The 12,491-nt window shown below is 50.7% G+C and carries 10 protein-coding genes; 4 read left to right on the forward strand and 6 right to left on the reverse strand.

Translation table 11 applies throughout. From position 1 onward, the window contains the following. Positions 1-14 precede the first annotated feature (14 nt). A complete protein-coding gene (locus tag ACZYR9_RS20030; protein ID WP_488980236.1) occupies positions 15-764 on the reverse strand; it encodes a flagellar motor protein MotB in 750 nt (249 codons plus the stop codon). Then, the gene (locus ACZYR9_RS20035) at positions 748-1,539 is read right to left on the reverse strand and encodes a flagellar motor protein (protein ID WP_488980237.1); all 792 of its coding nucleotides are present in this window, start codon (positions 1,537-1,539) and stop codon (positions 748-750) included. Before ACZYR9_RS20035 ends, ACZYR9_RS20030 begins: the two co-directional genes overlap by 17 nt. Positions 1,540-1,807: 268 nt before the next feature. Between ACZYR9_RS20035 and uvrB the strand changes: the two genes are divergently transcribed. From uvrB to ACZYR9_RS20050, 3 genes are all read left to right on the forward strand, one after another. Then, entirely contained in the window at positions 1,808-3,805 is a 1,998-nt protein-coding gene (uvrB, locus tag ACZYR9_RS20040) for an excinuclease ABC subunit UvrB (RefSeq protein ID WP_488980238.1), read from the forward strand. Between the two features lie 24 nt (positions 3,806-3,829). After that, complete coding sequence (gene uvrA / locus ACZYR9_RS20045; protein ID WP_488980239.1) at positions 3,830-6,712, forward strand: excinuclease ABC subunit UvrA; 2,883 nt, start codon at positions 3,830-3,832, stop codon at positions 6,710-6,712. 375 nt (positions 6,713-7,087) lie between these two features. Further along, on the forward strand, positions 7,088-7,303 hold the full coding sequence (locus ACZYR9_RS20050; RefSeq protein WP_488980240.1) for a hypothetical protein: 216 nt from the start codon (positions 7,088-7,090) through the stop codon (positions 7,301-7,303). A gap of 149 nt (positions 7,304-7,452) precedes the next feature. On the opposite strand, the gene ACZYR9_RS20055 is transcribed toward ACZYR9_RS20050, so the two are convergent. Next, positions 7,453-8,421, reverse strand: a complete 969-nt coding sequence (locus tag ACZYR9_RS20055; RefSeq protein WP_488980241.1) for a sugar phosphate isomerase/epimerase family protein — start codon at positions 8,419-8,421, stop codon at positions 7,453-7,455. Positions 8,422-8,693: 272 nt separating this feature from the next. Between ACZYR9_RS20055 and ACZYR9_RS20060 the strand changes: the two genes are divergently transcribed. After that, positions 8,694-8,978, forward strand: coding sequence for a hypothetical protein (locus ACZYR9_RS20060; protein ID WP_488980242.1), 285 nt, complete (start codon positions 8,694-8,696; stop codon positions 8,976-8,978). A 61-nt stretch (positions 8,979-9,039) separates the two neighbouring features. Here ACZYR9_RS20060 and ACZYR9_RS20065 read toward each other — a convergent pair whose 3' ends face one another. The 3 genes from ACZYR9_RS20065 to ACZYR9_RS20075 all read right to left on the reverse strand — a co-directional run bounded on the left by ACZYR9_RS20065 (position 9,040) and on the right by ACZYR9_RS20075 (position 12,490). Then, on the reverse strand, positions 9,040-10,194 hold the full coding sequence (locus ACZYR9_RS20065; protein WP_488980243.1) for an MBOAT family O-acyltransferase: 1,155 nt from the start codon (positions 10,192-10,194) through the stop codon (positions 9,040-9,042). Positions 10,195-10,289: 95 nt separating this feature from the next. After that, on the reverse strand, positions 10,290-11,204 hold the full coding sequence (locus ACZYR9_RS20070) for a hypothetical protein (RefSeq protein WP_488980266.1): 915 nt from the start codon (positions 11,202-11,204) through the stop codon (positions 10,290-10,292). Between the two features lie 89 nt (positions 11,205-11,293). Beyond that, the gene (locus tag ACZYR9_RS20075; RefSeq protein WP_488980244.1) at positions 11,294-12,490 is read right to left on the reverse strand and encodes a class-II aminoacyl-tRNA synthetase family protein; all 1,197 of its coding nucleotides are present in this window, start codon (positions 12,488-12,490) and stop codon (positions 11,294-11,296) included. Position 12,491 lies beyond the last annotated feature (1 nt).

Raw genomic sequence — 12,491 nt, forward strand, 5'->3', positions numbered from 1 at the left:
TTTTTTACTTGCATTTAAGGAGTCGAGCTCCCCCTCAGCACAACGATTTCCACGCGCCGATTTTTGGCGCGGTTCTCCGGTGTATTGTTCTCCGCTACCGGCCGCGTGTCGGCATATGAGGTCGAAATGAACTTTTTTTCGTCAAGATGTGCATTGTTTACGAAGTAGCGCAGAACCGATAAGGAGCGGGCTTGGGATAAGCCCCAGTTATCCCGAAAGACCGAACCGGTCGCTAGTGGAAGATTGTCCGTATGTCCCTCAATACTGATGGTCGCATCCAGTGAAGGGAACAGACTTGCCAGCTGATCGAGGATCGGGAATGCGGCGGACTTCAGTTCGGCGTTGCCCAGATCGAACAGGAACAGGTCATTTAGCGTAATGGCGACCCCCCGGGGTGTATTGGCTGCCGAGATATGAGCCTGAAGCTGATGCTGATCAATATAGGCTTGAATTTGCTCCAGCAAATTTTCCAGCTGCCGATCTTTCTGCCCTTTTTCCTGCTCGGTCTTGGTTTCGTCCGTTCCGCCTTTGGCCGGATTAGCTGCACCCATGACGCCTTCCCCCTGCTGCAGGATCGAATCAGCTTTTAGAAATTCCGATTTCAGCGCCTGAGACAATACTTCATACTTGTTGACATCCACTTTACTCATCGCGTACATCACAACAAAGAAGATCAGCAGGAGTGTAATCAAATCGGCATAGGTGATCAACCAGCGCTCGTGATTCTCTTGCGGTTGGTGTTTGCGCCTACTTCTCCTCGCCATCGGCCTCACCTGCGCCTTCAACGGTTTTGCTCTCCCAATGAAGGAAGGAATTCAGTTTTTTCTTGATCAGCTGGGGGTTTTCCCCGGCTTGAAGCGCCAGGATGCCTTCAAGCATCAATTCCATTTCAGAGATGGTCTCCTTACTGCGGACTTTGATTTTGCTGGCAATCGGCAAATAAATGACATTCGCTGTAGCAACGCCATATAACGTGGCGGAGAAAGCTATGGCAATGGCAGGCCCAAGAGCGCCGGGGTCAGACAAATTTCCGAGGACGTGAATGAGTCCCATTACCGTTCCGATAATCCCCATGGTGGGCGCGAAGCCTCCCGCCGCTTCGAAAATTTTGGCCCAGCTTTCGTGCCTATGCTCCAGCGCATCCATTTCCAATTCAAGAATTTGCCGCGTTAATTCCGGATCCGTTCCGTCAACGACCATGACCAGACCCTCGCGGAGAAAATCGTTAGGGTGTTCCAGCGCCCGCTGCTCTAATGAGAGAACGCCTTCTCTTCTTGCGTCGGCAGCCATGTCGACGAGTTCTTCTATCACCATCGAAGTACTTGTTTTTGAATTCTTAAATGCCATTTTCAGGGCTTGCCCGATTTGCTTCAATTGGGACATGGGAAAGCTGACAACGACCGCACCTATCGTACCCCCGATCACAATAAGTGCCGCACTGGGGACGAACAACGCTTCTACATGTCCGCCATCCCAAAGGTATCCCCCGATCAAAGCTGCTAAACCGATAATAATGCCAAGAATTGTAGTTATATCCACTTTGGTTCCACCCCTAGATTTTCTTGTATAATAGGCATACAGCGGTTCATTCGTTTAGCGGCATAAAATGCTCCTTTTTGGTAAGAGAGGAAATGGGAGCTGTTTGCAACGAAAACAGAAAAAAGGTATAATATATGGGAACAAATATTCCTATAGCGAAAATTGTCGGACGATACCGAATCCGTACGTTTGATGCCTATATATTTAATCGGAAAGTGCGAAATAAAAGTTTATATAGTGAACTCTTTTCCATGAAACGGGTGATGAAATGAACGAGGTAGTGGTAAGCGATAAGAAGTTTCAGCTGGTGTCGGATTACGAGCCTCAAGGCGACCAGCCGGAAGCGATCAGGCGTCTGGTTGAGAGCATCCGCTCGGGACAGAAGCATCAGACGCTGCTTGGAGCGACGGGCACGGGCAAAACCTTTACAGCCGCTCATGTCATTGCTCAGCTGAACCGGCCGACGCTGCTGATTGCCCACAATAAGACGCTCGCTGCACAATTATGCAGCGAGCTTCAGGAGTTTTTTCCGAATAATGCGGTATCGTATTTTGTAAGCTACTATGACTATTATCAGCCTGAGGCGTATATACCGTCGTCAGACACTTATATCGAGAAGGATTCCAGCATTAACGAAGAGATTGATAAGCTGCGGCATTCCGCCACTAGCTCCTTGTTTGAGCGCAGGGACGTGATTATTGTGGCCAGTGTGTCTTGTATTTTCGGTCTCGGTTCGCCTATGGAATACCGTGATTTGGTTCTGTCGCTGCGAGTGGGGATGGAGCGCTCGCGCAATGAAATTTTACATCGGTTGATCGATATTCAATACCAGAGAAATGATTTGAATTTTGTCCGCGGCACATTTCGTGTCCGCGGCGATGTCATTGAAATATTCCCTGCCTCGCGAGGGGAACAGGCTGTTCGCGTCGAGCTGTTCGGGGACGAGATCGAACGGATTACGGAGATCGATGTGCTTACGGGAGAAATTATCGGCCAACGGGATCATATCGCCATTTTTCCGGCCTCCCACTTCGTGACTCATGAGGATACGATGAAGCGCGCGCTTGTCAATATTGAGCGGGAGCTGGAGGAGCGACTGGCCGAGCTGAGGGAACAGGGAAAGCTGCTGGAAGCCCAGCGGCTGGAGCAGCGTACACGCTATGACATTGAGATGATGCAGGAGATGGGCTTCTGCTCGGGCATCGAGAACTATTCCGGTCCGCTGACATTCCGCGAACGCGGAGCCACGCCATACACGCTGCTGGATTATTTTCCGGACGATATGCTGATTCTCATCGATGAGTCCCATGTCACTCTGCCGCAGATTCGAGGCATGTACAATGGTGACCGGGCGCGTAAGGAAGTGTTGGTGGAGCACGGCTTCCGTCTTCCGTCCGCGCTGGACAACCGGCCTCTCCGATTTGAAGAATTCGAACGGAAGGTCAATCAGATCGTATATATCTCGGCAACGCCGGGACCTTACGAAATCGAGCACTGTCCGGATATGGTCGAGCAAATCATTCGGCCGACCGGCCTGGTGGATCCCGAGATCGACGTCAGACCTACAAAGGGACAAATTGACGATCTGATCGGAGAAATTCAGGACCGCATCAAGAAGGACGAACGCGTGCTGGTGACGACGCTGACCAAGAAAATGGCGGAGGATTTAACCGACTATTTTAAAGAAATCGGCATCAAGGTGCGCTATCTGCATTCGGATATCAAGACGCTGGAACGCATGCAAATTTTGAGGGACCTGCGGCTTGGCGTATTTCACGTGCTGGTAGGGATCAACCTTTTGCGGGAAGGACTTGACCTTCCGGAAGTATCGCTTGTAGCTATCCTAGATGCGGATAAGGAAGGCTTCCTGCGCGCGGAACGATCACTGATTCAGACGATTGGCCGCGCTGCGCGAAACGCGAACGGGCGGGTCATTATGTACGGAGACAAGATGACCGATTCGATGGCCAAAGCGATGCAAGAAACCGAACGCCGCCGCAGCATTCAGATGGCTTATAACGAAAAGCACGGCATAACGCCTCAAACGATACAGAAGAAAGTACGCGATGTGATTGAAGCGACGAAGGTCGCCGAACAGAAGACGGAATACCTGGCGGAAGTCAAGCAGACCAAGATGTCCAAGAAGGACCGGATATCCCTGATCGAACGGTTGGAGAAGGAAATGAAGGAAGCAGCCAAAAACCTGCAGTTCGAACGCGCCGCAGAGCTGCGCGATGCTGTGCTTGAGCTGAAGGCGGAGCTGTAAACGTAGGGAAGGGTGGATAGGCGCGTGGCCAGAGACAATATCGTAATTAAAGGCGCAAGAGCGCACAATCTAAAAAATATCGACGTCACTATACCGCGGGATAAGTTCGTTGTACTGACGGGGCTTAGCGGCTCCGGCAAATCATCGCTCGCATTCGATACGATTTATGCTGAAGGGCAGAGACGGTATGTAGAGTCTCTGTCCGCCTATGCGCGGCAGTTTCTGGGTCAGATGGACAAACCGGATGTCGACTCGATCGAAGGACTGTCACCCGCCATCTCAATCGACCAGAAAACGACGAGCCGCAACCCGCGCTCCACGGTTGGAACGGTAACCGAAATCTATGATTATCTTCGCCTGCTGTTTGCCCGTATCGGACGTCCGCATTGTCCGGTGCACCATATAGAAATCACTTCGCAAACGGTTGAACAAATGGTCGACCGGATTATGGAATATCCGGAACGCACCAAGCTGCAAATTTTGGCGCCGATTATCTCCGGGCGCAAAGGCGAGCATACGAAGCTTTTAGCGGAAATACAAAAGCAGGGCTTTGTACGGGTACGGGTGAACGGGGAAATCCGCGAGTTATCGGAATCGATTACGCTGGAAAAAAATAAAAAACACAATATTGAGGTTGTAGTCGACCGTATTGTAGTGAAGGCAGACATCCAAACCCGCCTGGCTGACTCATTGGAGACCGCATTGAAGCTGGGGGAAGGCCGCGTGATCGTCGATGTGATGGAACAAGAAGAGCTCCTGTTCAGCCAAAATTTGGCTTGTCCGGAGTGCGGCTTCAGCATCGAGGAGCTGGCGCCGCGGATGTTCTCGTTTAATAGTCCGTTCGGCGCTTGCCCGGAGTGCGACGGTCTCGGCCAAAAGATGGTCGTGGATCCTGAGATGCTGGTGCCTAATCCGAAGCTGACGATCAACGAAGGGGCTTTCGAAGCTTGGGCAGGAAGCACCTCGAACTATTACCCGCAATTTCTGGCGGCTGTATGCGAGCATTACGGTATTCCGCAGGATAAGCCGGTATCTGAGCTTAGCAAGGATCAAATGCAAAAGCTGCTGTACGGAACAGATGGGGAAAAAGTACGCTTCCGCTACGAGAATGATTTTGGCCACAAAAAGGAGGCCTTGGTCTCCTTTGAGGGAATCGTACACAACCTGGAGCGGCGTTACCGGGAGACATTCTCCGACGGGATTCGCGAGCATATTGAAACTTATATGAGCGCAAAGGCTTGCGGCAAGTGTAAAGGACACCGTCTAAAGCCCGAGTCGCTGGCCGTTATCATTAACTCGAGAAATATTTCCGATGTGACGTCGCTGTCGATCGGCGAGGCGCAGGGATGGTTTGAATCGCTTACCCTGACCGACCGTGAAATCCAAATTGCGCATTTGATTCTGAAAGAAATCAATGCCAGACTCGGTTTCCTGGTGAATGTCGGGCTGGACTATTTAACGCTGCATCGGGCCGCAGGAACCTTATCCGGCGGGGAAGCGCAGCGGATCCGGCTGGCTACGCAAATTGGCTCGAGCCTAATGGGCGTACTGTACATTTTGGATGAACCGAGCATCGGTCTGCATCAGAGAGACAACGACCGTCTGATCAAGACATTGGAGCATATGCGCGACCTCGGCAATACGCTGATCGTGGTAGAGCATGACGAGGATACGATGCTGGCTGCCGACTATATCATTGATATCGGTCCGGGGGCAGGCATTCACGGCGGCCAGGTCATATCCCAGGGTACGCCGAAGGAGGTCATGGAGGATACGAACTCCTTAACCGGACAGTATCTTAGCGGCCGAAAGTTTATTCCGGTTGCGGCCGAACGGCGTAAGCCTAACGGCAAATGGCTGGAAATCCGGGGCGCAAAGGAAAATAACCTGCGCAACGTCAATGTCAAGATTCCGCTGGGGGTATTTGGCTGCGTGACCGGTGTTTCCGGATCGGGCAAAAGTACGTTGATTAACGAGCTGTTGTACAAAACATTGGCCAAAGAACTGAACGGAGCCAAGGTTCGTCCGGGAGAATATAAGGAATTCAAAGGGCTGGAGCATGTCGATAAAGTGATTGACATCGACCAGTCTCCGATCGGGCGGACGCCCCGTTCCAACCCGGCTACCTATACGGGAGTGTTCGACGATATCCGCGATGTGTTCTCGGCGACGAGCGAAGCAAAGGTGAGGGGCTACAAGAAAGGCCGCTTCAGCTTTAACGTGAAGGGCGGACGGTGCGAAGCATGCCGCGGAGACGGGATTATTAAGATTGAAATGCATTTTCTGCCGGATGTGTATGTCCCGTGCGAGGTGTGCAAGGGCAAGCGGTACAATAGGGAAACGCTGGAGGTCAAGTACAAGGGGAAAAACATATCGGATGTACTCGAGATGACGATCGAGGATGCATGCGAGTTCTTTAAGAACATTCCGCGTATCCACCGCAAGCTTCAGACACTGCTTGATGTCGGGCTTGGATATATGAACCTTGGACAGCCTGCCACAACACTTTCGGGGGGCGAAGCGCAGCGTGTGAAGCTGGCAGCGGAGCTGTATCGGCGCAGTACAGGCAAAACGATTTATATTCTCGATGAGCCGACGACAGGTCTGCATATCCACGATATCGACCGTCTGCTTAAGGTGCTGCACCGGTTAGTGGAGAACGGCGATACCGTGCTTGTCATCGAACATAATCTGGATGTAATCAAGACAGCCGATTACCTCATCGACCTCGGACCGGAAGGCGGAAATCGCGGGGGAACGATCGTAGCTGCAGGTACACCGGAGGACGTCGTGAAAGTGGAAGGCTCCTATACCGGTAAGTATTTAAAACCGATTCTTGAACGGGACACGGCCCGTTCGGAGGACTACCGTCAGCGGCTGAAAAAAATGGAAGATGCCGTGGTGTAAGGGTTCAGTCGGATTCCTTTATCGGAGATCGACCGTACTGAGGGCCGCCCCTTTAAGTGAAAAGCTCACTTCTGGGGTGGGCCCTTTTTCTACGCATACAATTTCACATGACTGAAGTTATAAATATTAGAAGAAATGGACAATTTATATGTACATGGAAGGCTTGAAAGATTACGGCTGGGCAGGAAAATATCGTTTGTTGGATTATACCAAAAATGCAATGAGGATATCCCATTGAAAAAGTTGACAATCTTGTTACATTTGTTTTTTTTCGTACCTTTTGTAAAAACCTCAGCGGATAAATCGCTTGCACATCGGGACGAGTCAAGATAAGATAGATACTAAGCATTTCTGTATATTGAAGGAGGTCTCTCCATGTTTTTGGCTGAAGAGGCGGCAGCTACAGCAAGCAAATTTACCGGTTTCGACCCGTTCGTAATCTTGTTTACGATTGTTATTGCCATTGGCTTGTTACGTCTGCTCGCTGCACCGAAGAAGAATCCTTTTGCCATCGGTTTTACGATCGTAAGCTTGCTGGTTTTTTTAACGATGGACGTTGTCATGATCATGGGTTGGATGGGTAAATTGTAAGTGTACGTTTCACAAACATAAATAGAGACGTAAAAAAGGCAGTGCTGCGGCACTGTTTTTTGCTTTATGCTCAAGTTCATCCGCTTAAAAATAAGGTGCGGTCTTCGCCTGCTGCAGGCGAAGCCGCACCTCGTTTTATTTAAACCGCTTTACGCCCACCACATCTCTCCGAGAGGCTCTTTCATCAGCACCTGCTGCAGATTTTGAACCGCTTTGGTGAAGCCTTCCTCGATCGACATGAGACCGTCTTCATGCTCTATGCTCACCACGTAATCATAGCCTGTCAGACGAAGCGCGCTGATGATGTCCGCCCAAGTCTTAACGTCGTGGCCATATCCGACGGTACGGAACTGCCAAGCGCGGTCGAGCATGTTCGTGTAAGGCTGCATATCGGTTAAGCCGTAACGGTTGACGTTGACCGGATCAATCGTTGTATCCTTCGCATGGAAATGATGAATCGCGCCGGCACGTCCGAGTATTTGAACCGCTTGCACAGGATCAATGCCCTGCCACCACATATGGCTTGGGTCAAGGTTCGCACCGATCACGTCGCCTGCGGCTTCGCGAAGGCGAAGCAGGGTTGCAGGGGTATGTACGGAAAACCCGCCGTGGAGTTCAAGGCCGAACTTGACGCCCCGGTCGGACGCATATTTTCCGGTTTCGGTCCAGTACGGGATGACTTTGTTAGTCCACTGCCAGTCCAAAATTTCTTGGAAATCGGGCGGCCATGGAGCAACAGGCCAGTTCGGATACTTGGCATCCTCCGAATCTCCAGGGCATCCGGAGAAGGTATTGACAACAGGGACCTCCAGCTTTTGTGCCAGATCGACGGTCTTAAGGATCGCCTCATGATCTGCCTTAGAAATCGCTTTCTGCGGATGCAGCGGATTCGCATGGCAGCTCAAAGCACTGATGATGAGCCCGCGGGATTCCAGCGCTTTTTTGAACTCCTTTAATTTACTCTCATCGTTAAGCAAGACATCGGGGTTGCAGTGAGCATTGCCGGGATAGCCTCCCGTACCGAGCTCTACAGCCTCAAGGCCTTGGGCTGCAATGTAATCCAGGGCCTCTTCCAGAGGCTTCTGTTGGAACAAAACCGTAAAAACGCCTAATTTCATGGGGCACCTCCGAATAAATATGGGAAATGAACGCGTGTACAAAATAACGGTCCACTCAAATTATATCATTGAATGCAGACAACTCAAAGTTTTAGTTTCAGAGGTGAAAAGATAGGGAATGTGCGTAAAAAGTTTACGGTGAACCATAAGAATGGATTTCGACAAAAAAAATGACAACGTTCCTGATTCTTTGCGCGGGGGTTAGTTTAATATTAATAGTGTTTCATTGAAAACAGTCGATTACAAACTGGAATGAAAGGGCTGATCTAGAGATGAACAAAGACACCCAAATCGTTGAAACGGTTGCCGGGACATGGATTCGCTTTCCAAACAGCTTCAAAAAGTCTCACTGCCTGGTAGAACTGCCCGATCAGATTTCATTGAACATTAATGTAAAGAACGGTCATGTGAATGTGTACAAAAAGGATGAAAACAATGTGTATCAGTACATAGGCGATGTATATATCTCCTCGACAGAGAATCAGCTGCAATGCTCGGCGGTTTCGCAGAAGCAGGAGAACCTCGATATGCCTCTACAGCAATCGGATGCAAGCTGACTGCGATGGAGTTCAAACAAAAAAGCAGCACCCGTTTGATCGGGACGCTGCTTTTTCACGTTCAAAAGGGCCAATTTACGAGGCCGCGATAAATGTGAAGCACCGTTTCTTCGTGACCGCTGTATACAATGACGGCCGCGGTAACGAACAACTGCGTCAAAGCGCAGCGGGTGTAGAAGTAGGTACGTGAAACCTTTTTCTTGTTGACCGTGGATTTTCCAAGCAGATTTTCGAGCGCTAGCAGAATACCGTGATAAACGCCCCAGAGAAGATACAGCCAAGTAAAACCGTGCCATAAGCCGATCAGCACCATGATCAGGACGGATAAGCCTGCTGCCGTCCATTTGGTGGGCGTTTGCCGCGAAAAGAAAATAAAGATATGGTCGCGGAACCAATCGCCAAGCGTGGCATGCCAGTTGCGCCAATACTGCGTAAGCGTGGGGGACGAGAACGGTTTTTTGAAGTTTTCCGGGATGTTGTAGCCCATCAGGCGCCCAAAGCCCACCGCAATATCCGAATAGCCGGAGAAATCAAAGAAGATCAGCGCGTAAAACCAAACCATCAGAAAGAGCGACTGATGAGTATGCAGCTCCGGCTGCTGCGAGGCCTGGTTGAACACGTCCGTCATCCAGGTAACGAGTACGATCTTTTTGAACATGCCCAGAATGATCCGTTTGATCGCCTGCTCGGTCTGAACGGCGTTCAATGAGTAGGGCTGCTTTGTATCGGCCATAAAGTCGCGGAATTTCAGAATCGGACCGGACGTGAAGGTAGGAATAAACAAAATATAGTTAAAATAGTCCAAAACCGTCGTACGGGCGTCTTTTCCGAAGAAATAGGCGAAATAGAGCGCGTCGATCACCTTCAGCACGTTGTAAATCAAGCCGAGCAATATGACCGCGTCAAACAGCGGGTTCGTGAACACTTCCATGCCGAATAAGCGCAGCGACGACACCGCCGCCACATTGGCGGCGATCAGCGTAATAAACCAGCCTTTGCGGAAGTGCTTTACATGGCATAGAAACAAAAAGGCCATGTAATTCAGCGATGTATAGGCCAAATAAAAGAAGAACAGCTTTTCGCTGAACAGCAGCAAAAAGCAGAGATTGAACGCGAGCAGCAGATAGCGCTTATTGTTCGGCCATCGGCGGGTAAGGGCGAGCACAAGCACCATGCCGATCATGGCCATGACCGCGTTCATATTCAAATACCACATAACCTGACGCCTCCAAAATCAGAACCCTTCGTAAATGAACAGCCCTTTGCCGGTAAAATAAATGAGCACCATGATGAGCATGGCGAGATACACGATCACTTCGATGAGCTTGCGAGCGAAGCGAGCCATGCGTCCACCTCCTTCGTAAACACGGGAGCCCCTTCTTGACGGCTCAAATGAACGAGATCGTGAAAATATTTCGGATCGTACGTCAGCAGCGTATCAAGAACAGGCACGCCTGCGGCGTTCAAACGGGCATTTACGTCTTCCTGCAGCCCGTGCATATATGCCGGGAGCTTATAACCCGGATTCCAGGGCATCCAAACAACCCGAAGCGGCAGCTGCTTTTCTTTACAGTAATTGATGATCCAATCCAGCGCCTGCAGGTTATCTTGATAATCATTCCGGGACATCCAGCCGAATTTGCGTTCATAGTCGTCCCACTTTTTGCGAAGCTCTTCATCGGGGAGTTGGCCGAAATAAAGCATTTTATCAATCCAGCGCGGCTGGTAGGCGAACAGCTCGGAGCGGTTCAGCTCGATGGTGCCTTTGTACAGCTGGCGGATAAACTCCGTACCGGAGTCGCGAAAGTAATCGCGGTACGTGTAGACATAAGGCTGATACCATGGCTTAAACCACTGGTAGGTGGGATCGGTCTCGAGGCTGTCAATCATCGTATGAACGTCAATACCTACAACGAGCTGGCCCTCCACATGGTAAAGCTGCCGCTCCAGAATAGCCTTCAGATCCGTCAGCTTTCCGTAGGATAGCCCCATTTCGACCAGCTTGCCCGAATCGTTTTCGATATAAGCGCCCGTTACCGCCGAGTTGCCGTAGAATACGGGACCATGGTCAACCCAATGATGATGATAGAGCGTTTTGGTAAAGTCGTTTTTATAAAAACGCCGCGACGATGCCATCGGATCCCACCAGCCGATGAGAACGTCCGACAGCACGAAAGCGGCCAAAAGAAGCAGCACAAAGCTGTTTTTACGGATAAAGGCGATCATATGGTTAAAACCACACTTTGTAAAAGAATGAGGCAGAGGCCATGGAGGCCAAGGCCATGATTTCGGTAAAGACTCGACAAGCGCTTGGCTTACAGCGATTTTTGCTGCCAAGCGTGATACTGCTCCCGGAATGAGGCAGGCCACTTGGCTTCGTCCAATCCGTACTGAGCCAAGAACGCAAAGGTCCAGCGCTCGATGCCGAAGCCGACGCAGCCGGTCACGGCGTTGCGCTTGCCGAATTTGATGTTAAAAGCGTTGCCGAACGTATTGCTGTGGAAATTCACCGAGCTGCAGGCGATCGATTTTTTAATGTTCGGAATCGTCAGGCGAAGCTCGTATTTCATCTCCTGATTGCGTTGGAAGGAAGCCTTCACTTGGAAATCGTTCGTGAAGAACGGATCGTTGGCGATCTCCAGCACGCTGTCCACGTTCCATTCCACAGCCAGCTCTTTGAGATATTCGATGGCGCGAAGCCGGTTTTCCTTCACGAAGTCAGGCTTTCCTACAAAGATAATCTCCCGCATGCTGAAGTCGAGCAGACGTCCGAAATCGCTGTGGTTGCGCGATTCGAAGCGGTGGCATTTCGAGATGGCCGCAACGATCACACCGTCGCCTTCCAGCGTTTCGTTCTGTAAGCCCTCGTAGCAGTGATAGCAGGTCGACGGATTCATAGTGAATTTCGGCGTCGGCATCGTTGCGTTCAAATCGAGCTCCTGATCCTGCTTCCAGCCGCCCGCGTCGCGGATCGATTGTGAGAAGGATTCGATGATATCCAGGTCTTCACGCAGATGCGTAAGGAAGTGAATATGCTCCGGGAACGAGGTGAAATGGTTCGTTTTGTTCAGCGTTTCACTGTGAATAACAGCCGGGTAATGCTCTTCCTTGACACCTTCGAAACGGCCGGCCACTTTGGTCATGAAGCTGTAGTCGAAAAAGCGCATCAGGCTGGAGAACGGCTCGCGGAAAATAAACAAGCCCGGCTCCAGCACCTTGATGATTTTACGATCGACAAGCTCGGCGATGATATCTCCCTCGTAAGGGGTATCCGCTTTGTGCTCAAACAGAATATTCTCCTTAAAGCCGAAATCTCCTTGGGAGAAGCGATCGATCAGCTTATGCACCCGTTCTTCGACGGCTGCATTGCCTTTGGGCGATTCGTGAACGATATGAATCCGGCCCGATTCCATACGAATGTCGCTGATCGTTTCATCGATGAAGGCGGCTGCGTATTTTAATTGTCCGTGCTGGCTGGGGGCAAGCTGCTCCAGAGATACGATACACTCCATT

Source organism: Paenibacillus sp. F024 (assembly GCF_057814255.1).